Origin of the sequence: Hungatella effluvii (assembly GCF_003201875.1) — a bacterium.
GTDB classification, from domain to species: Bacteria; Bacillota; Clostridia; order Lachnospirales; family Lachnospiraceae; genus Hungatella; species Hungatella effluvii.
The window spans coordinates 1-25,701 of the sequence record NZ_QJKD01000003.1 but is presented as its reverse complement, the minus strand read 5'-3'; the positions used below and the strand labels follow the sequence as shown (position 1 = coordinate 25,701).

Here is a 25,701-nt window from a genome sequence, read left to right as displayed (position 1 = left end):
GCCTGCAACTGTAAATTTTTACAGGATTTTCATCAGGAGATTCCTGTTTTATATACTCTGGGAGTGACAGTGATGGAAAAATATGTAAATGTGACCTGTTGGGGGAGCAGAGGCTCCTGTGCGGCTCCTCACACCAACCGAATGGAGTATGGGGGCAACACCTCCTGTTTTGTAATAGAGACAGAGAGCGTAATTTTGATTCTGGATGCGGGAAGCGGGATTGTTCCCTTTGGCGATGCGCTAATTGGGAGAAGGACGGAGTTAAGGAAAGAAATCTGCCTGCTGTTCGGTCATCTTCATCTCGATCATATCATCGGCCTTCCTTCCTTTAAACCGATTTACCGGCCTGAGTACCGGGTATGGATCTACGGGGGAGGACGGACCGGAGGAATACTGGAGGAACAGTTGGAAGCCGTGTTTGGGCCGCCTTACTGGCCGGTACGGCTGCGGGACTGTCCGGCGTACGCGGGAAGCCGGGGAATTATGGCCGGCACGGGTATTGAACTGCCGGGCGATATTTCCGTGAGGGCTGTGAAGGCAAACCATCCGGATCAAACCGTGTCATACGTAATTTTTATAAACGGAAAAAAGATCGTATACGCCCTGGACTGTGAACTGGATCAGGAAACGGAGCGCGAACTGCTGTTCTTTGCGGCAGACGCTGATTTGCTGATCTGCGACGCGCAGTACAGCCAGGAGGATTATGAAGTCCACCGTGGCTGGGGCCATTCTGCCTGGCCGCAGTGGGCCGGGCTTGCCGCACAGTGCAATGTAAGGGAAGTCTGGCTGTCCCATTACGCGTGGGAGTACTGCGATGAAGATTTGAGGACGCTGGAAAACAAGTTAAAGAAGGTTCTGCCCCGCGCTTCGTGTGCCAAGGAAGGGATGGAAATCCGATTATAGAGATATTGAAAGTGGGGAGAATGCAGTTGTGAAAAAATATCGTATTTTGCTGGTGGAAGATTCTGAGGAAATTGCTGCCTATAACAGAACGGAACTGGAAAAGTCCGGATACAGTGTGGAGACTGCCGGATGCCTCGATGAGGCCAGGAAAAAGCTGGAGCTCTTTAAGCCGGATTTGCTGGTGCTCGATATCATGCTTCCGGATGGTTCGGGAGTGGATCTGTGCAGAGAGATACGGGAAGCAGCGTCATCGCTGCCGATCCTGTTCCTTAGCGGCCTGGGAGAAAGTGAACAGATCGTTAAGGGACTGCGGGCAGGCGGGGATGACTACATGGTAAAGCCTTACCGGGTGGAGGAGCTGCAGGCCAGAATCGAGGCCAGTCTGCGCCGCCTGGAGATGATGGCCGGAAGCAGGATGACGGCGGAAGGCTGCTGTCTGTTTCTGGATGCGAAAACACAGCGGGCTTATATTAATGAATGGGATCTGATGCTGAAGCCAAAGGAATACCGGCTTTTGGAATTCCTGATGCGCAACAGAAACCGGTATACCGGAGCGGCAGAACTGTATGGGGAGATCTGGGGAATGGAGTCCAATGAGGATGTGCGGACCGTTTTTGTCCATATTTCCAACATACGGTCAAAGATGAGACAGACTTACAACTGCTGTCCGATTGTCATTGAAGGATTTAAAAATAAAGGCTACCGTCTGGTGGTCTCCAATGAGGGGGACGATTGAGGTGAAGATGACGGCTATAGCGTCTGCCATAATGGTATTTGCTCTGGCTCTTGCAGCCTCCCGCTGCCTGGTGTCTCAGGCAGCGGGAGGAGCCGGCGCGGCAATGGCGGCGGAGGAACCAATCGGCACGGCTGCAGGGCAAACCGCAGAACCTGCGTCTCCTTCCAATGGTACGGCGTCTGAAGATAATACTGCCACGCCTTCTATTGCCCATAAGAAGAACGGAGTCAGCAGCAGGGAAGAACTGATCCGGGCCATCGAAGAGGGAAGCGGAAATCCCATTGTGCTTCTGTCTGATATTGTGTGGGAAGGGGAGTATTGGGTGGAGGCGATCCAGCCGGTAACGGTTGTGATGGGTGATTTTAACCTGTTTATTCCAGAGGGCAGCTGCGCCGGTTTCGGCGGTTCGATCACACTGCGTGGAAATGGCGGCGGCCGGCCGCTGATTCATGTGGAGGGCTTTTTAGATGTCCGCCAGGGAGTTCGGATAGAAGCGAAGGGCAGGGAAACCATAGCTTTAAAACTGGAACGCGGAAGCGAATTAGATCTATGGGAAACGGTAATCTCGGCAGAGGGGGAGAAGGCGGCCGCGATCGTATATGCCGGAGAGGAGCCGCTGGAGCTTTTTTCCGCCGCAATTCAGGCAAAAGGAGACGCGTCGGTGGGAATACTGTGCGGGGCGCCCCTTATCCTTAAGCTGTGCTCGGTAGAGGCGGAGGGGGAGGCCGTAGCCGGGGAAGGTCCGGTTACCGCAGACGGCAGCAGAGTTCATCCCATGCCTTCCAGGGCAGCGGTCATTGAGAGAAAAGCGTATAGCTTTGACCGGCTGGAAGAGAACGGCGTCTGCATTGAGACGGGCAGCAGCAGGAAAGTGCTGGAGGACCTTAAGATATACAGGGGTGGTTTGAATTTTAGTCTGATCGCTTCAGATGACTCTTTTGAGAGCTTCACCTATCACGCTCCGGCCGTCTGGTCGGGGCTGCCGTCTGACTTATCAGAATCAGGCAGGTATTCTGCCCGTCTGTCACCTGTGGTTCCGGATTGGTTTCCTATTGAACTGCCGGTGCAGAAGGTGCCGATTCACATTGTCGATCAGGATAAACCATTTTTAGAGTGCGCCAGAGAGATGGGAGCCTATGTAAGTCTGGAGTTTTTTAATGAAATACAGGATGTCAGTCAGATTATGATCGAGTATTCCACAGATGGCGGGGATTCGTGGCAGCCGGCATCGGAATTTAAAGAATACAAACTGGAGACGAAGAAGGCGGTACTGGGGGAACTGGATATTGAGAAGTGCTACTGGTTCCGCATGACTGTGATAAGCGGCCCCATGGAGGGGGTATCCAATGTTTTGATGTATCGGCCGGCCTTTGATTCCGTAAATGGAGGCGGGGACAGGGATCATGACGACCGCAATGACCAGGGAGAAGATCCGCCCAGGGGGGAGATTATTCCGCCGCCCGGGAACAGTACGGACCAGATAACTGGGGGAAGTGAAGGGGATGACGAAACTATAAACGGTGCAGGTGGTACGGGGAACACGGGCGATAGTGGCAGTATAGGCGAAATAGAAAATACATGTTTTACAGAAAATACCGATGTAGCGGGAAATACAGATGTTACAGGAAATACCGATGTAACGGAAAATATAGATAACACGGAAAATATCAGTGTTACAGAAAACAGTGAAAATACAGACAACACGGCTGATAGAAACAGAGAGCATGGCGAAGCTGGAAGCAGCATTCGATACAGAAAAAAGGAAGCCATTCAAATCCTTGAAGAAACCGCCGCCGGACAGGAGACCGGGGAGATCATGGAGGCGGACAGCACAGATACCGATAACCGGAGTGCTGGAGTGGTACGGGAAGAAGGCGTCCGGGGTCTTCTGTTTCTGGCAGCAGGTGTCGTATTGACAGGGGGAGGTGCAATGTTTGTTTCCTGCAGGTTTGGAAAAGGGAAGAGAGATAAAATGGAATAAAAAGAAGATAGCATTACCGCTCTTTCTGACCGGGGTCACATTGCTTGGCATCCTGGTATCCCTCTGGTGTTACCGTTATGATAATAAATATACGTATCCTCGTCCGGCTGCGGGAAAAGGCGTTATAAACCTGAATATGGACTGGTATGAAGACGAACCGTTTTTTTTCCTGGTGGAAGGCTGGGAGTTTTACCGCGGAAGGACGCTATCACCCGGCCAAATGCCGGACTGCAGCCTCTATCTGGGGCAGTATGGCGGCTTCGATCTGGGGGATCCTGATGCTGACCCGCACGGGACTGGGATCTACCGCATGGAAATAGTCACAGATTCAAAAGAACGGGAATATGCTCTGGAGCTGACCCAGATCTATTCCGAATGGAACCTGTGGATTAACGGCCGTCTGATGCAGAGTGTAAGATTCGATCAGACAGATGCAGACAGAGGCGGCGCTGCAAAAGAAGATAAGTTTCCTGCCGCTGGTAAGGAAGGCACAAAAAATGCTTCGGAAGCATGGAATCCATTTGATATATCTGCGGACAGGGAGAGACCGGAGCCGGCCGGCAGCCTGGTTACATTTCGGGCAAAAGACCGGATTGAGATTGTAGCAGCGGTGGCGGATGAGTCTCATTTTTACAGTGGTATGGTCTATCCGCCGGCTTTCGGGAGCCCTGAGCGGGTGGAGGCGGTTTTCTCGGCGAGGCTTTTGATCCACGGCGGCGTGATGGCGGTTGCTGTCGCTATGGCAGTTTTGTGTCTGCTGTTGGGGCTGGGCTGCCATTTTCGCAGGCCGTATGGAGCCGTGGCAGTACTCTGTCTCTGTGTGGCGGGCTGTACCGCCTGGCCGGTGTTTCAGGCGCTGCGTCTTACAGGAGATGTATGGTATCTTCTGGAGAGATTCTGCTATTACGGAATATTTCTGCTGATTATCTGGATTCAGGGCAGGATCTGCCGCCTGCCAAAAAGGGCAGTATGGCCGCTGTGTACCGTGGGAATAGCGGTACAGATATCCATACTGATTCAGCCGCTGGTTCCTGTATCAAGAGCTGCGTCTTATATGAACTATTCGCACCTTCTTGCTGCCTGGAAATGGCTGACGGCTGCCTGGCTGCTTGTGACGGGTATCTGGTCTCTGTGCCGGAAAAGGCAGTATGCGGGCCCCATGATGGGAGGAAGCTGTATTCTGGCCAGTTTTCTGGTAATGGGAAAGCTTCTGCCCGTCTATGAACCGGTGTATACCGGCTGGTTTGTGGAATTTGCAGGTCTGTTCATCCTTGTGCTGATGGCCGGTATTCTGTGGTATGATACGATACATCTGTACAAAGAAAGCGTAGAACTTCGTTCAAAACAGGCGCTGGCTGAGATCCAGCTTGAGGCCAGGGCGGAGCAGGCGGCGTCTCAGCAGGAGTATGTGAGAAATACCAGAAAGCTTCTTCATGAAAGCCGTCACCGTCTGACGCTTATCCGCCACTATCTCGACACAGGGGACTTAGGTCAGTTGGCGGCCTATTTAAACGGTCTTACGGAAACCATGAGTCACTTGAATTCCCGGGAGTATACGGCTAATACGTTGATTGACGCGCTTCTGACTACGCATTTAATCCAGGCGGACCAGGCGGGAATATACGTGGAACTGGAGCTTTGCGATCTGCCGAAGACACTTCCCGTGGCGGATGATGATCTGACGATGATACTCATGAACCTGCTGGACAATGCGCGGGAGAGCTGCTGTGAGCTCTCGCCGGAGGAGCGGTGGATTCATCTGCAAATAGATCAGACAGATGATTTGCTGGAGATAATCTGTACTAACGCCGCCGCTTACGGTGGTAAGGAAGCTGCCGCACCGGCAGAGGGAGCTACAGGCAAAGCAGATAAAACAGCGCATGGTTTCGGGCTGCCCCATATCAGGGAGGCAGCGTCGCGGTACGAGGGCCGCGTGTCCATCAGCCGCTCGGAGGACAGCTTTCGGGTGCGTGTGGTGCTGAAGTATCAGACGTAATATTTTATTAGTATTAACAAAGAGATCCATTCAATTGCAGCGGATCCATACTGTGATTTATTGTGTAGTACCTGTCTTTGGTATCAGATATTAAAAAACGACGTTAACAAATCGCCGCATGTTTTTTTATTTCCTGTTGACATTTTCCCAAAATGTGGTATTGTTTAACTAGAAATATTAATTAATTGAATTAATACATAAACCGAAGGAAGAAATTAAATCAAAAATAAAAAAAGAAGAGGAGAACAGCGATGAAATTTTTTGTTGACACAGCGAAAGTGGAGGATATCAGAAAGGCAAATGATATGGGAGTTATCTGTGGAGTAACCACAAACCCATCTCTGATTGCAAAAGAAGGAAGAGACTTTAACGAGGTTATCAGAGAGATCGCTTCCATCGTAGACGGACCGATCAGCGGCGAAGTGAAGGCTACCACGACAGACGCAGAAGGCATGATTAAAGAGGGACGTGAGATTGCTGCGATCCATCCGAACATGGTAGTTAAAATTCCGATGACAGTAGAAGGCTTAAAGGCCGTTAAGGTGCTGACCGCGGAAGGCATTAAGACAAACGTAACGCTCGTATTCAGCGCGAACCAGGCACTGCTGGCAGCCAGAGCCGGTGCGTCCTATGTATCTCCATTCTTAGGACGTCTCGATGATATTTCCATGCCAGGCATCGATTTAATTGAAACCATTGCAGAAATGTTCAACGTGGCGGGAATCACAACCGAGATCATCGCAGCAAGTGTCCGCAATCCCATCCATGTCATTGACTGTGCCCTTGCCGGAGCCGATATCGCCACCGTTCCTTACAGCGTAATTGAGCAGATGACAAAGCATCCGCTGACAGATCAGGGAATCGCAAAATTCCAGGCTGATTATAAGGCAGTATTCGGAGAGTAAGAGGAGGACACGGGATTGAGCGACTATCTGGAACTAGAAAAAACAGCCAATGAGATACGAAAAGGCATCGTGACGGCGGTTCACAGCGCAAAGTCCGGCCATCCGGGCGGATCACTGTCGGCAGCGGACTTATTTACCTGGCTCTATTATAAAGAAATGAACATCGATCCGGAACAGCCTTTAAAGGACGACCGTGACCGTTTTGTATTATCGAAGGGCCATGTGGCGCCCGGATACTACTCCACACTGGCATACCGTGGATTCTTTCCGGTAGAGGATTTGAAGACACTGCGTCATACCGGTTCCTATTTACAGGGACATCCGGACAGAAAGCATATTCCAGGCGTGGATATGTCCAGCGGTTCTCTGGGACAGGGAATCTCCGCTGCGGTCGGAATGGCACTCTCTGCGAAACTGCAGAAGAAAGATTACCGTGTTTATACACTCCTTGGCGACGGGGAGATCGAGGAAGGACAGGTCTGGGAAGCTGCGATGTTCGCAGGTCACAGAAAGCTGGATAATCTGGTCGTGATTGTGGATAACAACGGACTTCAGATCGACGGCCCGGTGGATGAGGTTTGCTCCCCCTATCCTATTGATAAGAAATTCGAGGCATTTAATTTCCATGTAATCTGCATCGACGGCCATGACTTTGCCCAGATCGAGCGGGCGTTTGCAGAGGCAAGAAATACAAAGGGAATGCCGACCGCCATTATCGCAAAAACCTTAAAGGGCAAGGGAGTTTCCTTCATGGAAGGAGCTGTAGCCTGGCATGGTGCCGCTCCAAACGATGAGCAATATCAGGTAGCAATGGCAGATTTGGAGAAAGCAGGTGAAGCGTTATGCCAGAGATGAAAGAACAATCCGTAAAGAAGATCGCTACGAGAGAAAGCTATGGCAGCGCTCTTGCGGAGCTGGGAAAGCTTAATGACAAAATTGTGGTCCTGGATGCCGATCTGGCAGCCGCGACAAAGACGGGAGTTTTCAAGAAGGTATTTCCGGAACGCCATATCGACTGTGGTATTGCGGAATGCAACATGATGGGCATTGCCGCCGGCCTTGCTGCAACAGGCATGGTTCCATTTGCAAGCACCTTCGCCATGTTCGCAGCCGGCAGAGCGTTCGAACAGGTTAGAAACTCCATCGGATACCCGCATTTAAATGTAAAGATTGGTGCGACTCATGCAGGAATCTCTGTCGGTGAGGACGGCGCGACACATCAGTGCAACGAGGACATCGCTCTGATGAGAACGATCCCCGGCATGGTAGTGATCTGCCCGGCCGATGACGTGGAAGCGAGAGCCGCCGTCAAGGCCGCGGCCGAGTATGAGGGCCCGGTTTATATGAGGTTCGGCCGTCTGGCTGTGCCTGTGATCAATGATAATCCGGAGTATGAATTTAAGATCGGAAAGGGCGTAGTCTTAAAAGAGGGCAGCGACTTGACCATCGTGGCTACCGGTCTGGAAGTTGGCCACGCACTGGAAGCTGCAAAGCTTCTGGCCGCAGACGGAATTGACGCCGAAGTGATCAACATTCATACCATTAAGCCTCTGGACGAAGAGTTTATCGTTAAATCCGCGAAGAAAACAGGACGCGTGGTGACTGTGGAAGAACATTCCATCATAGGCGGACTTGGAAGCGCTGTCTGCGACGCCCTGTCCGAGAATGCTCCGGTACCGGTCTTTAAGATCGGCGTACGTGACGTATTCGGCGAGTCCGGCCCGGCTGCGGAGCTGATTCATAAGTATGAGTTGGATGCAGAGGGAATATATAAGCAGATTAAGAGTAAGTGGTATTAAAAGTAATAGCAGAACAAGAACAGCAATAGGAAATGAGCAGCAGGCCGTGATACGGAAGAGTTGGTTCCCGTATCACGGCCTTTTTGCGTAAAAGTAAAGTGAAGTTTTTTCGCAAAAACGATCCAGCCAGACGACTTTTTCTATATAGTGGGTATAGTTCATATATTTGTAAGAAAAATATAAAACGGTATGCATTGAAATCATGACAATAAAATGGTATAACATAAGTAGTAAGTAATAAGTAGTAAGTAGTAAGCTGAAAGGAGATACCCTATGAATGACTATACATTATCACAGCAATACGCTCTGGTTGGTCTGGATGGCCAGGATTCCATACATACAACCACGGCCAAGAGTGCAGTCTGTCGCGGAATCGCGGCTGCAAAGCATCTGGAGAGGCTTATATTATCGGATAATCTGGATTTAGAGGCTGTAAAAGAGGAACTGGAAGCAGAATTTAAAGAGATTCGCGGCATCGGCAGGAAGGAAGCCCACGGTTGGGAGACTGAGATGACGGAAGTATTGAAGGCCAAGGGCGTCCTCGATGAGATACCGGATATCCTGGCGTGCGATATTAACTACAGCAGCATGAATATGGACCTCAGAACCTACCGCAGCGACGGAACGGAATACCAGCGTATCGTTGAGGGCATTCGTGCTGAAATCCTGGAGGACGGCGCGGTGACCCTGGAATGCGCATGTCTGGTGTGGCTGTTCCGCGAGAGCGGATGTATCCATGATATATTTTCCGTTCAAGAGCAGGAGAGACTGTCTGCCCGTATGATTGAACTGGCAGAGCAGGATCCGGTTGTCAGAGTGGTCTGGGATTCAGACATTTACCGGTGGACGGAAAAACTGTCGCAGAAGCTGCTGAGAGCAAAAAAGAACTTCTTTAAAAACCCGTATATGGAGGGCGTCAATCTCTTATTTCCATTTTTGGACAGAAGGCAGGCTGTTTTCATCGATTTCGTTGTTCTTGGAACGAATGTGGCGAACAGGCGTCTGGCGATGATGACCTATCTCTCGGAAAAGGGCCACTATGTGGAAGAAGTCAAGAATGGCTCAGAAACGCTCTTAAAGGTAGATAACTATTATTACCGCGTATTCCCAATGACAAGGGTCTATTACAAAATACCGGTACAGGGGGCGAATCTGGTTCCGGTTTACAGGTAGGTGATGGAATGTCAAGACAGAGAAGCATGGAAAAGATCAGCAGCTCTGAGTATGTGTCGATCGGAGAGCTGTCCAGGCTTACCGGATGCCGGTACAGTACACTGAAGTATTATACAGAAGAGGGCATGCTTCCTTTTGAGCAAGAGGAAGAGAATCTCACAAGGCGCTATCTCCGGGTCGAGACTGTGGAACGGATAGAACGAATCAGAAAGCTAAAGGAAAACGGAAAGACGATACCGGAGATTAAAAATTTGGTAAAGAATACATGACGAAAACGCGCAGATCCCGCACAGAAACGACTCAGGAATGCTGTACCAGTACTGCATTGCGCAAATACCTGTGCGGGATTTCCTGTGCAGATAATAAACGGTAACCAGCAGTAAGCCTAAGTAAAAAAATTAAGGAAATAGTCATTGACATTTCCGAAAATCCGTTTTATAGTATCCATAGAATAAAGAGGGCGTACAGTCCTTTATGAGCAAAGGAGTGGTTGTTATGTTGGCAAACGAAGTGAAAAGGGTGAAAACAAGATAACGATAGAATAGACAGGGACTGGCGTATAATAGCTTTATTTTGCTACGCACGGCTTGTTGTCGTGTTTTTTTTGTACCATTTTTCGGGGTTCTGGGGAAATGGGACGTATGGTCCTGTCGGCTCATAAAGGAGATTATGATTTGGAAAGAGAAAATTGCATATTGATCAGCAACGGTAAAAACTGGATTGAACAGGCGGCGATCGACCAGCTTCATGGAGTCGCGAATCTGCCGGGTGTGGTGAAGACGGTAGGACTGCCGGATCTGCATCCGGGAAAGACTCCTGTAGGAATGGCGGTGTTAAGCAGGGAGCGGTTCTATCCCCATTTAATCGGCAATGATATCGGATGCGGGATGAGTCTGTTTTCCACAGGAGTGAAGCTGAAAAAATTCCGTATGGATAAATGGGAATCGAGGCTTAACCAGGTTCGGGAGCTGAGCGATATTCCGTGCGACAACCCTTATGAAGAAGTTTGCCCCATCAGGGATTTGGGAACCATCGGCACAGGAAACCATTTTGCAGAGTTTCAGTGTCTGGAACACGTTTACAGAGAAGAGGAGGCCAATCGCCTGGGACTGCTTCATGGACGCCTTATGTTACTGATCCACAGCGGTTCCCGGGGATATGGGCAGGAGATATTAAACCGGTATTATTCGCCGGAAGGACTGGCGGAAGGCTCGAAGGAGGCGGAGGACTATTTGAAGGAACACGACTCGGCGATTCTGTGGGCCGGGAGGAATCGCATAGTGACTGCGAAAAAGCTGCTGGCCTGGCTGGGTGTGGAGAGGGATGTAACCCCGCTTTTGGAGAGCTGTCATAACTATCTGGAACGGACGGAGGATGGATGGCTTCACCGGAAGGGAAGTGTATCGACGAAGCAGAGAGCCGTGGTCATTCCGGGATCCAGGGGAAGTCTGACCTATGTATGTGTACCGGCTGCGGACTCGTCCGTTTCCCTGGACTCTGTGTCCCATGGCGCGGGCAGAAAATGGGCCAGAAGTATTTGCAGGAGCAGGATAGACCAGAAATACGACAGGGATTCCATCAGAAGCACAAAGCTCAAGAGCCGTGTAGTCTGCCATGATACCAATTTACTGTTTGCCGAGGCGCCGGAGGCCTATAAAAATGTGGAACAGGTGATCGCTTCCCTTGAGGATTACGGACTGATTACTGTTGTTGCGACGCTGCGGCCGCTTATCACATTTAAGGGTTAGGGGGCTGCGCATGAGAATACAGATAAGTTCCGGCCAGGGGCCGGCAGAATGTGAACTGGCGGCAGGCCTGTTCTATGAGGAATTAAAGAAAGAGGCTCCCGATATCCGGCTGCTTTCCTTCACACAGGGAAAGAAAAGGGGGGGATTTTCCTCGATTGTGTTTGAGACAGAACACGATTTTACCAGCCTGGAGGGCAGTGTACTGTGGATTTGCAGGAGCCCGTACCGTCCGGAGCATAAACGGAAAAACTGGTATGTGGATGTGAGTATTTTAGAGGCGGTGCCCCGGGTGACGGAGGAGAAACTGGTTCGTTTTGAGACCTTCCGAAGCGGCGGAAAAGGCGGCCAGAATGTGAATAAGGTGGAGACTGGTGTCCGCGCCATCCACATTCCTACAGGAACCGCAGTGGTATCCACGGAGGCCCGGAGCCAGCATATGAATAAGCAGATAGCCTTAAACCGCCTGTGTGAAATTCTGGCGGAAATGAATCTGGAAAGCGGACGAAGGGAAAAGAACCTTGCCTGGATGGAACATGCCAGACTGGAGCGGGGAAATCCGGTTCGAGTATACGAGGGAAGAGCGTTCCGGCTTAAGACGGAGAGAAATGGGGGATAAGACAGATGGAACAGGAGACAAGATGCGGCTGGTGCCTGATCAATGAACCGATGATCCAGTATCATGACAGCGAATGGGGCGTACCGTCTCATGATGACAGAAAGCATTTTGAGTTTATGCTTATGGAGGTCATGCAGTGCGGGCTTAACTGGAACATGATGATACAGAAGAGGGAAATATTCAGGAAATGCTTCTGTGACTATGATTTTAAGCGGATTGCAGAGTTTGGCGAGGAGGAGATCGCCGAAATCCTTCTCGTCCCCGGCATGATCCGTTCCAGAAGAAAAATCACGGCAGTCATACACAATGCCAGACAATTTATGAAGGTGGTGGTGGAATTCGGCAGCTTCGACCGGTATCTTTGGGGCTTTACGAATTATAAGACGTACGTTTACCGCAGGCACCAGGAAGGCGAGGCGGAAGCGAGGAACGAATTATCGGATCAGGTGAGCACAGATTTGAAAAAGCGGGGTTTTAAGTATATGGGGTCCATCACGGTCTTTTCACATCTGCAGGCCTGCGGCATCATCAATGACCACCATCCGGACTGTTTTAGGTATGAAGAACTGCTGAAAGAGACGGAATGGGAGTATCGGTAAGAGAGACGGCAGAAGGTTTTTGGGGATACAGACCGATAGAATGAAAATGAAAATGAAAAGCGAGGTGCTGGAATGGCAAAAAAGGAAACTGTAACGCAGGAAGATTTATTTGAAGTCCTTGATATGATAGAACAGCTGGGAATTCGTTACTGGCTGGATGGCGGCTGGGGCGTAGATGCGCTTGTTGGCAGGCAGACGAGAGAACACAGGGATGTGGACATCGATTTCGATGCTGCGTGTACCGAAAAATTACGGCAGAAGCTGGAAGAAAAGGGGTATGAAGTAGTAACAGACTGGAGCCCTGTCCGTATAGAGCTGTACCATCCCCAATTGAGTTATATCGATATTCACCCATTCGTTTTAAAGGAAGACGGAACAGCAAAACAGGCCGACTTAGAAGGCGGCTGGTATGAATTTGAAGCCGATTATTTTGGCGGTGCTGTCTTAGATGGAAGAAAGATACCGTGCATCTCAGTGAAAGGGCAAAAGATTTTTCATACCGGCTATGAGCCGCGGGAAGTGGATAAACATGATATGAAAAATATTGAAGAACTGATGAGCGATGTCTCGTAAAGCGGGCTTGATGCCGCAATTTAAAGGATAAAAAACAGCAGGGAGCGACAATATCGATCGTCGTTCGCCTGCTGTTTCGTTATGATGCAGATGTACGGCACAACGGACAAAATGCAACCGCCCAAGGTCTTGCCGCAGGCGGGCGGAAATTCACCTCTGTTTATTCCCGCGGGCAACCAGTCTGGTGGGCGCGCTTGCGAGTCCATCTGACGACTGCCGCGAGGGTCAAATACCCCGTTGCCTGCGGCGTGATATTTGGCTCTGTTCATATTCCAGAAATTCCTTAGTCCGGCTCCAGTAACGGATACCCCAGTTTTCAAAATTCCATTCTTCCATATAATTGTTGCACTCATAATCAATATAATAAAGTGCGTCGTTCTGAACCACAAAATTGGCAGGAAAGTAATCGATATTCGTGTTTGCCGGGTAGAGCCTGCCGCACATATCCTCGATCTGGCGGAAATAAGAAGGCTTAACCTGATCGCACAGAACCAGATCGTAGATGGTATTTCCCTCTATGTACTCCTTCAAAATCCTTTCATTTTTCCGATCGACATCATACAGTTCCGGAATCGGGATTCCGATATCGAAAAGCCTTTTGTAATCGCGCAGCTCCGATTCCAGCTTGTCGCCGAACTGGTAGTAGTCGCAGGGCTCGTGATGAATCTGCTTTAATACGAAGGAACGAGCGCCGTCTGTGACGAGATAGGAGTAGCCGCCTTTTCCCTTTCCCAGGAGGCGGATAACCCGGTATTCCTTCTGATTGACTGTCAATGTCTCAGGCATGCCACCGTCTTCCAGCTTCTCGATGAAGTGGACCGGATACTTGTTCCAGTATTTTTGGTAGACATGGTCCTGGTCTCCGTCAAAATTAAGCTGGTACATCCGAAATAACACCAGAATATCTTTGGGCTGCCACTGCTCCTCATAAGAGTACTGATAGATCATGCCGATCTTCTCCATGACCCGGCCGCTTCCCGGATTCTCACGGTCATGAGTGGCGGTAATGTAGGGTAAATCTGTGGTTTTTAGTTTCCGGATCAGCGCCCGGCCGGCTTCGGTCATGATTCCCTTCTTCCAGAACTCTTTTTTCAGACCGTATCCCAGGTCGTGGCTGTCGTCATCGCTGACGTTGATATATCCGATGGGGATATCATCTGTTTTGAGGCAGACCGCGTAGTGGTAACCGCTGGGCTGCCCGTAAGTACTTAAATAGTGTTCTTTGAGATACTGCCCGGCCTCCTCCAGCGATGTCAGCGGGAACATGGGCAGAAACTGATTGACTTCGGGATCGCTGAGTATGGCGAACAGCGCATCGGCGTCACGCTCTGTAAATCGGCGCAGCCGCAGGCGTTCGGTTTCAATGACAGGAGTATTATCCATGTGTGTCTCCTTTTTCTACTGTTTTTAGTCGTGTAAGGGTGAATTTTTTTTAACCCCGTCTTAACGCCCTAATGCCCCCAGAGATTCTGCGCCACTTGTACGGCGGATTTATCTGCGATTTCCGCGATCATTTCTTTGGACTCTTTCATGCCGTTGTTGATCCAGCAGCGCAGGACCCCGGTCAGGCCGAAGGTGATGAACTCAATGAAATAGGAGAGTGTCACATCGTCGATTCCGGGATACTGTTTCTTGAAAACGGCGGTTCCGTTGTCAGAAATGAGCTGGTGGAAGCGGTTGACGAAATCACTGGACGCACTGTTTTCAAACAGAATTCTGGCAATTTTTACGTTTTCTTCAATATATTGTATTACAGGCAGCAGGATGGGCATCAGCGATCCGTTCTTTGGACTGCACAGGAAATTATCAATCATATCCTGAAAATCAGCCAGCACGTCGGATTCCATCTTCTGCAGCAGATCGTAAGTATCGGTGTAATGATTGTAGAAGGTTCCCCTGTTTAGATCCGCCCGTTCCGTGATGTCCTTGACGGAAATATTTTTAAAATCTCTCTCGGTCATCAGCTCAATCAGGCTGTCTTTTAACATTTTCTGGGTCCTGCGGATTCTCCGGTCCTCTTTCTGTGATTCCATATTCTTCTCCTCACAATCCTGTTTAAAAACAAAATTTATCAGTTTCGATTGATATTAAACACAAATGCAAATAAGTGATGCTTAACGTACAAAGCAGCGAATCGTTGCTTATTGAAATATACCGACAAGTGAATTATAATACACATATGTTCAAAAGTCAATGATTGTACAATAATCAAAAGGTGGGCAATAATGAAAAGAAACAGCGATATTTTCAATCAGGTGATTCGGTTTATTGTGTATCACGGGAAGATCATTGAGAAGGTTTTCCTGGTAACCACGATTCTCTGTGCCATTTGTTTCCCGTTTGTAGGGGTGAATTATGATCTGAGCAAATATCTGCCGGATTTTGCACCGACCAAACAGGCGCTGGATGTGATGGAAGCGGAGTTTGGTTACCCCGGCATGGCACGGATCATGGTTAAGGACGTATCTTTACAGGAGGCGAAACGCATCCGGGAAGAGATATCCGCGGTCGATGGGGTGGACCTGGTACTGGGCTCCGACGTCTCGACCGACGTCTATATGGGAGCGCCGTTCCTTAATGAAAGCATGACGGAGTTCATCGGCGTCGATCTGCTGGCAATCGATGATTACTATAAAGATGGGAATGCCCTGATGGACATCGTCTTTGAAGATAAAGACGGAGAACCGCGCACCAATGCGGCCATCGAAGAGATCTACCGGATCGTCGGAAAGGACCGGGGCTGTTTTGCCGGAAGCGCAGTGTCCAGCAAGGAGCGTGAGGCCTCGATCACCAGGGAGATCACCATGGCGATTGCCATGTCAATCGTTATCATATGGCTGATCCTGACGCTGACGACCACGTCGTGGATGGAGCCGTTCCTCTTTATCTTCGTAATGATCGTGGCGATCGTTTTGAATATGGGATCGAACATCGTCTTCGGAACGATATCCTTCTTTACTTTCTCCACGGCGGCTATTCTGCAGCTGGCGGTGTCGATGGACTACTCCATTTTCCTGCTGCATACCTTTACGGCCCTGAAAAACAGAGGCATGGAGATTCATGAGGCCATGGTGGAGGCGATCAGGGAATCCTGCAGTTCCATTCTCGCCAGCGGAGCGACGACGATCGTGGGATTCATCGTCATTGCATTTATGCGTTTTACCATTGGCAAGGACGTCGGATTCGTCCTGGCAAAGGGCATCATATGCAGCCTTCTTACCGTACTTCTGCTGATGCCGACGCTTATTCTCCGGTTTGACGACAAGATCGTGAAGACGGCGCATAAGCCGCTCATTGCCTCATTTGATGGATTTGCACGGGCCATGTACAAGATCCGGGTTCCGGTGTTCCTGTTAGCGGCCCTGTTAGCGGTTCCCTGTTATTTCGGCCAGAGTATGAATAAGTTCCTGTACGGAGACGACGCCATCGGCGCGGGGCCGGGAACGCGGGTCTATGAGGACACGCAGGAGATTAACAGCCTGTTTAAAAAGTCCAATATGACAATCTGTATCGTGCCGAACGGTTCCAGTGTGACGGAAAAAGAACTGGCGAAGGAACTGGAGAATCTGGATTTCGTCAACTATGTGATCTCCATGTCGGGCACCATGCCGAACGGAATTCCGGAAAGCTTTCTTCCCGAGGATTTAACCAGCCAGCTTCGCAATGAGGATTACGCCAGAATGCTGATCTCCATGGATACGCTGCAGGAGAGCGACTATGCATTCGAGTGCAGTGCCAGACTGGAGGAGGTCGTACATAAGTATTATCCCGATCATTCCTACGTAATTGGAATGACGCCTACAACCATCGATATCAGGGATATTCTGACGGAAGATTATAATCATGTATCTCTGCTGTCTCTGGCCGGTGTGGCGCTGGTAGTATTCATTACCTTCCGGTCGATCCTGGTTCCGATTCTCGTGATCGTACCCATCGAAGTTGCCATCTATTTGAATATGACGCTGCCCTACGTGATAGGGGACAGCATGATCTATATCGGCTACATTATCGTCAGCTGCCTGCAGCTGGGGGCCACCATCGATTACTCGATTCTGATGACAAACAACTATCTGGCATTTCGTAAGGAAAAAGGCCGCCGGGAGGCTGCGGTCGCCGCTGTCAACAAGAGCACACTGTCCATCATGACATCGGGCGGTATTCTGATGGTGGTTGGATACCTTTTGTACTTTACTTCGTCCATACAGGCGATCTCCCAGGTAGGGCGTCTGGTAGGGCGCGGGGCATTTTTGAGCGTGACACTGGTTCTGTCCCTGCTTCCGGCCCTCCTGTCCGCATTTGATAAGCAGATCAAGCGGCAGCAGGAGAAAGCGGATGCGCGGAAAGAGAGAAGGCGGAAACGTCTGGCGGCGGCGAAAAATCTGGCGGGGGCGAGGAATGTGACGTCGAAGAAGAGTGAGGTGCCGGAGAAGAACCTGACACCAGCAGAGCGTCCGGCTCCCGCGGCGGGAAAAGGCAGTCCAGAGGAAAACATAACTCCAGCGCAGAACGGAGAGTCAGATCAGAAGGAAAAGGGAGATGACAGCCATGAGGAAGAGTAAACGGATTTCAGCGTTTGTTTTAGCAGCAGTGCTTGCATGCGGCCCGACCATGGAGGCGGGAGCAGCGGCAGACACCCCGGTCTGCGATGAGACGCTTTATATCACCATGGACCCCTATGGGGAGATAAAAGAGAGCAGTGTCGTAAAGAGCTACACCACGAATGGAAGCAGCCAGATTGTCGATTACGGCACGTACAACAGAATTACCAATATGACAGATCACGCCGAACCGGTGACGGACTCGGAGGGTAAGCTTACTTTCAACCTGGAAAATTCGGAGGATCGCTTCTATTTTGAAGGCGGCACGGATACCACCAGGGAAGAGCTCCCCTGGAATATCCAGGTGAGCTACCGCTTAAACGGACTGGAGAAGAAGGCGGAAGAGCTTTACGGCGCGGCTGGCCTGGTGGAAGTGAATGTGGATCTGACACCGAATAAGCAGGTATCGGATTATTACCGCAATAACATGGTTCTCATGGCTGGAACCGTTGTGGATATGGATAAAAACATGAGTCTGGAAGCGGAAGGCGCTCAGGTCCAATCGATGGGCAATTTAAACGCGGTTATATTTTTCGCGCTTCCGGGAGAAGAGCAGCACTACTCTATCCGCATTGGAACGAATGATTTCTCTTTCAGCGGTGTCGTGTTTACCATTGTTCCGCTGACCGCAGCCCAGCTCGATAAGGTGGGGGATCTGCGTGAGGCGAAGACGACTCTTGAGGACTCTGCGGATGCCATCAGCGACAGCCTGGACACAGTGTTTGATACATTTGACGGCATGCAGAAGAGTGTGGAAGATACGGCCGACGGCCTGCGCGGTCTCGATCACAGCCGCCAGCTTTTCGCAGACTCCAAGGGTAAGGTATACGCCGACGCTGACGAGGCTCTGGCTGGCCTAAATGAATTGTCCCAGCAGTTTGAACCATTTTCCGGGCATATGAAGGAGGCAGAAAAATTCCTCGATACCATGAATTCCCATGTAAATGAGCTGACCGGCCATCTCGACGATCTGTCGCCGGATCTGGAGGACATGAAGGCCACCATGCGGGATTTAAGAGATGATTTACGGGGAATCAGTTCCATGTTAAACAGCCCCCAGGTGGATTTGGGAGCACAGGCATTTCTGCAGCTGATGGAAAAGACAAAGGCAGATTTAGAGACCTTCAAACAGTCGCAGGCAAAGCTGGATGGCGGCGTGAGCGCACTGGCGCCTGCACTTGCCGGACTGGCCGCATCGACCGGCGGGCTGAGCGGTAAAAAAGCGGAATATTTCAGTGAGGACAGCCTGGAAGATTTAATCGGCGAGATGGAGAGCGCAGGCGTGAATCTGGGAGATGAGGATGAGGTCGCTTCCTATTTAAGAAATGAGGTTGGTATGGCCACCGATGAGATCGATGCGCTCATGAGATATGCGTCTCAGGCACTATATGAGACCGCTACTGCCTCCCAGCCAAACACGGGTAATATCGCCGCTGCGGTTGGTGCGATCGTCGAAGGCTTCCATGGCACTGCGGGAAACACCGGGCTGATTACGGATATACAGACCATGATCGGACAGACAGAAGTCCTTTTGCAGGCAGCCGCCTCCCAGAAGGGAAATGCGGTGGGATTGCTGCAGAATACGGCGGATATGGCCCATTTGGCTGCCAGTATGTGCAACACGCTGGACGATATCATTTCCGATGCAGACAGCCTGACCAAGACGGTCAACTACTATCACGAGGATACGCTGGATACTCTGAGGGATCTGGGGAAAATGACAGACACCGCTGCCAGGAGCTTAAAATCCCTGACCGTGTTCTGCACCTCCTTTGAAAACCAGATGAAAACGGTGGGTGATTCCTTAAACGCCAGCACCCAGAAAACACTAAACGGTCTTGCAGGAACCCTGGAGGGAATGGGAGACGGACTGGACCAGACAGACGTGCTTAAAAATGCAAAGGATACCATCAAAACGCTGATCGACGATAAATGGGATGAGTATACGACAAAGGATACCACCATTTTGAATATCGATATGGACGCAAAGCCGGTATCCCTGACATCGGAGAAGAACCCGTCCCCGCGCACCGTGCAGATCATTCTGCGCACCGGTGAAATCAAGGAAAAGGATAAGAGCAACACTGCAGAGGTGGATGAGAGCTACCACCCGGAGGGAAATGTGTTCCATCGCATCGCCAGTATCTTTACGCGGATCTGGAATATGATTACGTCGCTGTTTCATAAATAAAAGTTGTGAGAAAAGGTTCCGGAGCTGTTAAAAGCGGCCGGGGCCTTTTCTGTATGATTGTTTAAGTCTGGCAGAAAGGATAGTATGACATTGCATTTGACAGATGTGTACTGAAGCATTAAAATTGATAAAATATAAAGCATACTTATATATTAACAGGAAACGATGAGAACTATTTTTGGAAAAATACGATACAGTTTCGGAGGACCAGACCACGTATGAAGCGGCAATCCTGCGTGGCGGCCCAACCAGCGGCCTCGAAGTGTATTTTAAGGAAAACATGGAATACTACCAGTAAAAACAGGGCAAAAGGACGGGAGAATCATATGTGCGGACGATATTATGTGGATGACGAGACGGCGCGGGAGATCGAAAAATTAGTGGAAACAGTCAATGACAAGCTTCGCCTGGAGCGGTTGAGAAAGGATATTCATCCCACAGATGAGGCGCCGGTTCTGGTGGCGGGGGACCGGGAAATGAAGCTGGAATGGCAGCACTGGGGCTTTCCTAATTTTCAGGGGAAGGGCGTGATCTTTAACGCCAGGTCTGAAACGGTGCTGGAAAAGAAGATGTTTCGCGAGAGCATTCTGCATCGGAGAATCATCATTCCCTGTACCTGGTTCTATGAGTGGAACCGGAAAAAGGAGAAAGTGACATTTTACAGGGAGGATGCTCCGGTGATCTTCCTGGCCGGTTTTTACAATGTGTTTGGAGACGAAAAGAGATTTACGGTTTTAACGACGGAAGCCAACCAGTCGATGGTCAGCACCCATGACCGGATGCCGCTCATCGTCGAGCCGGATCAGATGAAAGACTGGGTACTGGATGACGCAAAGTTCAGCGGAATGCTGAAACAGACCCCGGTGCTGCTGGAGACGAAACAGGAATACGATCAGCAGGAGCTGAAATTTCTATAGCAATTTACGGCAGAAAGAAGCATATCCTTTATAAAGAGTCTGAGGCGGAGAGGCATGCTGGTGAAACAGACGGGCAAATATCTGCTCCTGTTTGTAACAGGGGGCCTTCTATATAATATCATAGAGATTTTACTGCGGGGCTGGAGTCACTGGACCATGTTCATACTGGGCGGCGTCTGTTTTATCTGCCTTGGTTTGATCAATGAACTGCTTCCGTGGACGCTGCCCCTGTGGAAGCAGATGCTTCTGGGGGCGGCAATCATTACATATTTTGAATTGATTACGGGGTGTATCGTCAACATCTGGCTGGGGTGGAATATCTGGGATTACAGCGGACTGCCCGGTAACATCCTTGGGCAGATCTGCCCGCAGTTTTCCTTCTTATGGCTCTGGATCAGCCTTGCCGGGATTGTTCTGGATGACTGGCTGAGATACTGGCTCTTCGGAGAGGCGCGGCCCCGTTACAGACTTGTATGAGACGACCGCTAACGTGAGCCGGGGCACGACTGTCCGCGAACTGTCATATGATATCTTAGAAACGCTTATGTTTGCGCATGGAAGGGGCGGCTTTCAACAGTGGAAGACGTCTGCCTCCCTTTGGCCGGAAACATGAGGAAAGGAGATAATCAGATGAAAGATATCACATTGTGCCATCCCCGTCTGCAGGTATTGGCCGCCAGCATGGTGGAAGAGTGCAGAAAACAGGGACTGGCAGTTAAAATAGGCGAGACGCTGCGCACCAGAGCAGAGCAGGATGCGCTTTACGCACAGGGCCGCACAAAACCGGGCAGTATAGTGACCAATGCGCCGGGAAGCTCTTACAGTTCGTTTCATCAGTGGGGAACCGCCTTCGACATCTATCGAAATGACGGGCAGGGAGCCTATAACGAGTCCGGCGGTTTTTTTGAAAAAGCCGGCGCGGTAGGTGTATCGCTGGGCCTCATATGGGGCGGAAACTGGAAATCGATTGTGGACAAGCCGCATTTTCAGCTGGCCGATTGGGGCAGCTCCACGGAGGGGATCAAACGGCTGTACAAAGACCCCGCTGAATTTATGAAAACATGGGTTACGGGAAAGGCTGCGACAGGATGGATCGAAGATGTGTACGGCCGCTGGTACCGCCATGACGACGGAAGCTATACGAAAAATGACTGGGAAAAGATCGACGGTAAATGGTACTGGTTCAATGAATCGGGATACGCCTACCGCAGCCAGTGGGTGCTGAGTAAAGAGAAATGGTATTATTTAGGCGAGGACAATGCCATGGTTACAGGCCTTCAGGTGGTCGATAACAACGCATACTATTTTGATGGAACCGGGGCAATGGCTACCGGGAAGATTACGCTGGAGACAGACGAAAGGGGAGCACTCCGCGGCTGAGAAGCCGGGGGAGAGGCGGCAGGTTTTTTGAAACTGCCGCCTTTAAAAGGTAAAAGATCATGGGACAGGAGAGTGATTACACTCAGATGTTCCCTGGCTTTTCCGTTTATAAAGTGATTCCTGGTGTCATTTAAAAAACTGGGAGTATGCAGACAGAAATAAGTCATACTCATTTTTCTCTGTAATCCAGATAATCACGTAGTATTCTTCGATTCCAAGGCGGGAATAGGCTTCGAGTCGATGATTGCCGTCATTTAACTCGAATTCCCCCTCGGTTTTGCCGTCCTCGATCAGATAGTGGACGATTAACGGGGGCATATCCGTTTCTTTCTTAAGAACCTCCGAAAGCTCGTTTACATGCTTCTCAAACCACTCCTCATTAATCCGCCATTTCATGTTTTCTTCAGGGCCGCAGCAGCGGGTCAAGAGCGATAAGGGCATTTTGACAGGTCCAAGAAAATATCTGTCGAAAAGCTTTAAGCCGTCTGAAAAATCCTTGTTATGGCCGTCGGATAACAGATAGGTATGAACCCACTCCTCAAGCTTGCCATTCTTTGCAAAACTCTGCGCTGACGACAGTGTACATTCGTATTCCATAGTGAATACCTCCTTTTTGGAATAAATAATCTTCTTGATAGATTCACAGGAAAGATAGTATTCATCAGCTAACTGTTCAACGCTGGCGCCCGCATTAAATTTTGACTTGATGTCACGATTGCGTTCGATGAGATACTGTTTATATCCCGACGTCTCACCCCATGCACGTTTTTTGTCACTCGATGGGATATAGACCAGCTTGCCGGATACGTACTTCTGTATTTGCTTTAATAGCCGTTCGGGAAAGATATCTCTGCCGTTATCGTATTTCAATTCTATCATCTCCTTTCAAGAGTATTCTATCGGAATATTGCTGTATTTGATATAGAACGAATTTGTATAGGTGTTTTTTACCTATGGTCTTGCGAGGGGAGGCAGCACGCATAAAGAGCAGGATAAGCTGCCGGAAGGTAAGTCAGGATTTCTCTGATAATACAAACGTTTGTATATATTTATCCATATTAAAAAAAGCCTGCTTTATCAACTGCTTCTGAAGAAAAATCAGCAGGACACAAACCGCTAGACCGCATAGCCCGCCCAAAAAGCCGGGAAGCGTAAAACTGAAGATGCCAATACATGAAATACCGGCCAGGATTATAAGGATAAGCGCGTGAATGAACGTTAAAAACCTGTCCCTTATATAGGTTAATTCAATCAGAGAGTCGGAGCAGTCTACACGAAATGTGCAGTGAAACCGATTGATTCCGTTCTCTATAGTTTTTATCGTTCTGATTCCGGGAATTGAATTTTTATTGTGGTAACGGCAGATTATGTACCAGGAGTCCATACGTGCTGTCTGCGGAGAAGAGAAGCGTTTCAATAATTCCCATTCTTTCATGTGACAATGGTAGGTAAGTTGTGATTTCATAAGATCTCCTTATTGGAATTTACATGCTTTCACGGCATGCAGGCAATATTATCTTCTCCATTCTATAGGCGTAAACCTAAGGCCATATGAGTGCCTTCACTCCGAACTGCAATGACGCCAACCAATTGTACGCTTAAATAAGCTCCAAACATACGGAGACCCACCTTTCACTTTTTTTCCAGTATATTACCGGATAAGACAGGTATCGTACTGATTAAAACGATTTTAACACACAATGAGCGAAATGGATACCAAAAGTGAGGGCGGTGAGTGGAGAAGCCTGTCAAAATGCAGAAATGTCTATTTCCTGTATCATATCGATTTTGCTGCGGTTACCGGATAAGATGAGTATAATGGAGCGTATTCTGTCTGATCGTTCGAGTGTGATTTGCAGTTTCCAACATATGGTCCTTCATGTGCCGGTCGAAGTCCGTTCAGAGAATCGTAAAGAAACAGAAATGGTAATTCCTTAAAAAGTATGGTAGGATAGTGGTATCTGGAAGAAAGTGACAGCGATCAGAGGAGGAATGGAGTATGTGGACAAGAGCAGAGTTAAAGGACAGGGCAAAGCAGGATATGAAGCCGTTTTACTGGTACGGTGTTCTGGTTTGTTTCATTGCGGGAATACTGGGAGCGGGAAGCTCCGGCGGAGGCGGCAGTATCAGCGCAGGCAGCCGGTCGAGCCAGAATTCCTACTCGGGCAGCGGCGTATGGGATGAGCACAGCATGACAATTTTTTTGATAATTTTAGGGGTTATTCTCGTTGTAATGGCTATTGCCATTGTGATCGGCATATTTGTGAGCAACCTCGTAATGGTCGGTAAACTGCGCTATTTCATGGACAGCGCTATTATGCAGCAGTCGGCCGGAGTCGGACGTATTTTCTTCGCGTTTGGCGGAGGGCACTATCTGAATGTTATGAAGACCATGTTTTTGAGGGGACTTTTTGAAAGTTTGTGGACGCTTTTGCTTGTAATCCCCGGTATCTATAAGCATTATGAATATTACATGATTCCCTATCTGCTGGCGGATAATCCGGAGATGGAATGGCACGAAGCGTTCCAGCTCAGCAAAGAGATGATGGCTGGCAATAAGTTTCATACATTTGTGCTGGAACTGTCCTTTATCGGCTGGTATTTGCTGGGAATGCTGGTTTGCTGTATCGGCGGTATTTTTGTGAATCCGTACTATGAGATGACATTTGTGGAACTTTACTGGGTTCTGCGGGATCAGGTGATGGGGCCGCAGCCTTCGGAGCCGACGGATCAGAATGTATATGCCGACGCGTATTACCGGGAAATGTAAATGAATTATAGCTTGAAAGCCATGATGGATTTGTTCTGTTCCGAATGAGGCGGGGAGGTAGAAAATTCCTTTCCCGCCCTTTTTGTACAATCAGGCGGTTTTTTGCCGGATATGCAACTGTCTGTCCTGTGCAGATTACAAAAGATGGAAAATAAAAAGCATCCGCTTAATTCGGATGCTTAAAATTAAATTCAATTTGATTATAATCTTCGGTATCGGATACAAAAGTTTTGCCGACTGATAACTTTTCGTTAATTTCTCTCTGGGTAACGTAATATTCATTTCTGGCCTTCATTAAAATAGAGGCACGTGAATCCTGGGATGAGTTTTGAAACCAGTAGAGTAACAGGGATTCTTCTTCGGATAACAGCTTTTCAACCACGGTTCCGGCTTCTTCAGGTCTCAATGCAGTAATGAGAGGCTGATTAAGTTCTGGCAAATCAAAGAGATTGTAGATCGTTGTTCCCAGCGCCTTTGCAATATTTTCCATGTAAGTGGTTTTTACATTAATGACAGTTCCATTAATAATACGATTAAGAGTGGTAGCTGGTATACCTGTTAAAGCTGACAACTGTGTTTTATTTATATCCTTTAGCTTCATATACATTATTATTTTATTGTTTACCATTTGTACAGCCCTCCCTATTGGATTATAGCAGAAATGGAAAAAAATGTAAATAAATGTCGAAGGAAAGGCTCGATTATCTGAAAAATCGTTACTGTTCAGAGGTATCATAAATCAGTATCGGCAAAGTGACGAAATTTAAAATTTAAGAAATAGCGTATTTTGTGGCTGTGTCTAGAAACCCGGCAGAA

The 25,701-nt window shown here is 49.2% G+C and carries 23 protein-coding genes; 19 read left to right on the top strand and 4 right to left on the bottom strand.

The window, feature by feature from the left end; genetic code table 11:
• Positions 1-72 precede the first annotated feature (72 nt).
• The 13 genes from DFR60_RS06055 to DFR60_RS05995 all read left to right on the top strand — a co-directional run bounded on the left by DFR60_RS06055 (position 73) and on the right by DFR60_RS05995 (position 13,029).
• Positions 73-903 carry an MBL fold metallo-hydrolase gene (locus DFR60_RS06055; RefSeq protein ID WP_167437529.1) on the top strand — a complete coding sequence of 277 codons (831 nt, stop codon included), beginning with the start codon at positions 73-75 and terminating at the stop codon, positions 901-903.
• A gap of 28 nt (positions 904-931) precedes the next feature.
• Complete coding sequence (locus tag DFR60_RS06050) at positions 932-1,639, top strand: response regulator transcription factor (RefSeq protein ID WP_167437528.1); 708 nt, start codon at positions 932-934, stop codon at positions 1,637-1,639.
• Positions 1,623-3,620, top strand: coding sequence for a hypothetical protein (locus tag DFR60_RS06045; protein ID WP_146218580.1), 1,998 nt, complete (start codon positions 1,623-1,625; stop codon positions 3,618-3,620). The genes DFR60_RS06050 and DFR60_RS06045 overlap by 17 nt, the downstream gene beginning before the upstream one ends.
• Positions 3,574-5,616, top strand: coding sequence for a sensor histidine kinase (locus DFR60_RS06040; RefSeq protein ID WP_110322099.1), 2,043 nt, complete (start codon positions 3,574-3,576; stop codon positions 5,614-5,616). Before DFR60_RS06045 ends, DFR60_RS06040 begins: the two co-directional genes overlap by 47 nt.
• Before the next feature lie 251 nt (positions 5,617-5,867).
• The gene (gene fsa / locus DFR60_RS06035) at positions 5,868-6,521 is read left to right on the top strand and encodes a fructose-6-phosphate aldolase (RefSeq protein WP_002603243.1); all 654 of its coding nucleotides are present in this window, start codon (positions 5,868-5,870) and stop codon (positions 6,519-6,521) included.
• 15 nt (positions 6,522-6,536) lie between these two features.
• A complete protein-coding gene (locus DFR60_RS06030) occupies positions 6,537-7,376 on the top strand; it encodes a transketolase (RefSeq protein ID WP_110322098.1) in 840 nt (279 codons plus the stop codon).
• Positions 7,364-8,320 (top strand): transketolase family protein, encoded by a 957-nt coding sequence (locus tag DFR60_RS06025; protein WP_207659503.1) that lies wholly within the window; start codon positions 7,364-7,366, stop codon positions 8,318-8,320. The genes DFR60_RS06030 and DFR60_RS06025 overlap by 13 nt, the downstream gene beginning before the upstream one ends.
• Before the next feature lie 273 nt (positions 8,321-8,593).
• On the top strand, positions 8,594-9,493 hold the full coding sequence (locus DFR60_RS06020; protein ID WP_110322097.1) for a hypothetical protein: 900 nt from the start codon (positions 8,594-8,596) through the stop codon (positions 9,491-9,493).
• 8 nt (positions 9,494-9,501) lie between these two features.
• Entirely contained in the window at positions 9,502-9,762 is a 261-nt protein-coding gene (locus tag DFR60_RS06015) for a helix-turn-helix domain-containing protein (RefSeq protein WP_110322096.1), read from the top strand.
• A gap of 405 nt (positions 9,763-10,167) precedes the next feature.
• Complete coding sequence (locus DFR60_RS06010) at positions 10,168-11,241, top strand: RNA ligase RtcB family protein (protein ID WP_110322519.1); 1,074 nt, start codon at positions 10,168-10,170, stop codon at positions 11,239-11,241.
• Between the two features lie 10 nt (positions 11,242-11,251).
• Positions 11,252-11,857, top strand: coding sequence for a peptide chain release factor H (prfH, locus tag DFR60_RS06005; RefSeq protein WP_110322095.1), 606 nt, complete (start codon positions 11,252-11,254; stop codon positions 11,855-11,857).
• A 5-nt stretch (positions 11,858-11,862) separates the two neighbouring features.
• Positions 11,863-12,456: a DNA-3-methyladenine glycosylase I gene (locus DFR60_RS06000; protein ID WP_110322094.1), complete on the top strand. Its 594-nt coding sequence runs from the start codon at positions 11,863-11,865 to the stop codon at positions 12,454-12,456.
• Between the two features lie 72 nt (positions 12,457-12,528).
• Positions 12,529-13,029 carry a nucleotidyltransferase domain-containing protein gene (locus DFR60_RS05995; RefSeq protein WP_110322093.1) on the top strand — a complete coding sequence of 167 codons (501 nt, stop codon included), beginning with the start codon at positions 12,529-12,531 and terminating at the stop codon, positions 13,027-13,029.
• A gap of 225 nt (positions 13,030-13,254) precedes the next feature.
• Here DFR60_RS05995 and DFR60_RS31230 read toward each other — a convergent pair whose 3' ends face one another.
• A complete protein-coding gene (locus tag DFR60_RS31230; RefSeq protein ID WP_110322092.1) occupies positions 13,255-14,412 on the bottom strand; it encodes a GNAT family N-acetyltransferase in 1,158 nt (385 codons plus the stop codon).
• Between the two features lie 68 nt (positions 14,413-14,480).
• Positions 14,481-15,062 carry a TetR/AcrR family transcriptional regulator gene (locus DFR60_RS05985; protein WP_002603254.1) on the bottom strand — a complete coding sequence of 194 codons (582 nt, stop codon included), beginning with the start codon at positions 15,060-15,062 and terminating at the stop codon, positions 14,481-14,483.
• Between the two features lie 192 nt (positions 15,063-15,254).
• Between DFR60_RS05985 and DFR60_RS05980 the strand changes: the two genes are divergently transcribed.
• From DFR60_RS05980 to DFR60_RS05960, 5 genes are all read left to right on the top strand, one after another.
• Positions 15,255-17,588 (top strand): efflux RND transporter permease subunit, encoded by a 2,334-nt coding sequence (locus DFR60_RS05980; protein ID WP_110322091.1) that lies wholly within the window; start codon positions 15,255-15,257, stop codon positions 17,586-17,588.
• On the top strand, positions 17,575-19,818 hold the full coding sequence (locus DFR60_RS05975) for a hypothetical protein (RefSeq protein ID WP_243004987.1): 2,244 nt from the start codon (positions 17,575-17,577) through the stop codon (positions 19,816-19,818). The genes DFR60_RS05980 and DFR60_RS05975 overlap by 14 nt, the downstream gene beginning before the upstream one ends.
• 326 nt (positions 19,819-20,144) lie before the next feature.
• On the top strand, positions 20,145-20,735 hold the full coding sequence (locus DFR60_RS05970; protein ID WP_110322089.1) for an SOS response-associated peptidase: 591 nt from the start codon (positions 20,145-20,147) through the stop codon (positions 20,733-20,735).
• A gap of 54 nt (positions 20,736-20,789) precedes the next feature.
• Entirely contained in the window at positions 20,790-21,212 is a 423-nt protein-coding gene (locus tag DFR60_RS05965) for a putative ABC transporter permease (protein WP_110322088.1), read from the top strand.
• A 153-nt stretch (positions 21,213-21,365) separates the two neighbouring features.
• Positions 21,366-22,115: a M15 family metallopeptidase gene (locus DFR60_RS05960; protein WP_110322087.1), complete on the top strand. Its 750-nt coding sequence runs from the start codon at positions 21,366-21,368 to the stop codon at positions 22,113-22,115.
• 126 nt (positions 22,116-22,241) lie between these two features.
• On the opposite strand, the gene DFR60_RS05955 is transcribed toward DFR60_RS05960, so the two are convergent.
• Positions 22,242-22,985, bottom strand: a complete 744-nt coding sequence (locus DFR60_RS05955; RefSeq protein WP_110322086.1) for a CD3324 family protein — start codon at positions 22,983-22,985, stop codon at positions 22,242-22,244.
• A gap of 1,129 nt (positions 22,986-24,114) precedes the next feature.
• Here DFR60_RS05955 and DFR60_RS05945 point away from each other — a divergent pair.
• Entirely contained in the window at positions 24,115-24,885 is a 771-nt protein-coding gene (locus DFR60_RS05945; protein ID WP_110322084.1) for a DUF975 family protein, read from the top strand.
• Positions 24,886-25,051: 166 nt separating this feature from the next.
• Here DFR60_RS05945 and DFR60_RS05940 read toward each other — a convergent pair whose 3' ends face one another.
• Complete coding sequence (locus DFR60_RS05940; protein ID WP_110322083.1) at positions 25,052-25,513, bottom strand: helix-turn-helix domain-containing protein; 462 nt, start codon at positions 25,511-25,513, stop codon at positions 25,052-25,054.
• Positions 25,514-25,701 lie beyond the last annotated feature (188 nt).

Excerpts from the sequence above, each read along its gene's own strand:
- DFR60_RS06055 (WP_167437529.1), top strand. The coding sequence starts at position 73 with ATGGAAAAATATGTAAATGTGACCTGTTGGGGGAGCAGAGGCTCCTGT.
- DFR60_RS06045 (WP_146218580.1), top strand. The coding sequence starts at position 1,623 with ATGAGGGGGACGATTGAGGTGAAGATGACGGCTATAGCGTCTGCCATA.
- fsa (WP_002603243.1), top strand. The coding sequence starts at position 5,868 with ATGAAATTTTTTGTTGACACAGCGAAAGTGGAGGATATCAGAAAGGCA.
- DFR60_RS06025 (WP_207659503.1), top strand. The coding sequence starts at position 7,364 with ATGCCAGAGATGAAAGAACAATCCGTAAAGAAGATCGCTACGAGAGAA.
- DFR60_RS06020 (WP_110322097.1), top strand. The coding sequence starts at position 8,594 with ATGAATGACTATACATTATCACAGCAATACGCTCTGGTTGGTCTGGAT.
- DFR60_RS06015 (WP_110322096.1), top strand. The coding sequence starts at position 9,502 with ATGTCAAGACAGAGAAGCATGGAAAAGATCAGCAGCTCTGAGTATGTG.
- prfH (WP_110322095.1), top strand. The coding sequence starts at position 11,252 with ATGAGAATACAGATAAGTTCCGGCCAGGGGCCGGCAGAATGTGAACTG.
- DFR60_RS06000 (WP_110322094.1), top strand. The coding sequence starts at position 11,863 with ATGGAACAGGAGACAAGATGCGGCTGGTGCCTGATCAATGAACCGATG.
- DFR60_RS05995 (WP_110322093.1), top strand. The coding sequence starts at position 12,529 with ATGGCAAAAAAGGAAACTGTAACGCAGGAAGATTTATTTGAAGTCCTT.
- DFR60_RS31230 (WP_110322092.1), bottom strand. The coding sequence starts at position 14,412 with ATGGATAATACTCCTGTCATTGAAACCGAACGCCTGCGGCTGCGCCGA.
- DFR60_RS05985 (WP_002603254.1), bottom strand. The coding sequence starts at position 15,062 with ATGGAATCACAGAAAGAGGACCGGAGAATCCGCAGGACCCAGAAAATG.
- DFR60_RS05980 (WP_110322091.1), top strand. The coding sequence starts at position 15,255 with ATGAAAAGAAACAGCGATATTTTCAATCAGGTGATTCGGTTTATTGTG.
- DFR60_RS05975 (WP_243004987.1), top strand. The coding sequence starts at position 17,575 with ATGAGGAAGAGTAAACGGATTTCAGCGTTTGTTTTAGCAGCAGTGCTT.
- DFR60_RS05970 (WP_110322089.1), top strand. The coding sequence starts at position 20,145 with ATGTGCGGACGATATTATGTGGATGACGAGACGGCGCGGGAGATCGAA.
- DFR60_RS05965 (WP_110322088.1), top strand. The coding sequence starts at position 20,790 with ATGCTGGTGAAACAGACGGGCAAATATCTGCTCCTGTTTGTAACAGGG.
- DFR60_RS05960 (WP_110322087.1), top strand. The coding sequence starts at position 21,366 with ATGAAAGATATCACATTGTGCCATCCCCGTCTGCAGGTATTGGCCGCC.
- DFR60_RS05945 (WP_110322084.1), top strand. The coding sequence starts at position 24,115 with ATGTGGACAAGAGCAGAGTTAAAGGACAGGGCAAAGCAGGATATGAAG.
- DFR60_RS05940 (WP_110322083.1), bottom strand. The coding sequence starts at position 25,513 with ATGGTAAACAATAAAATAATAATGTATATGAAGCTAAAGGATATAAAT.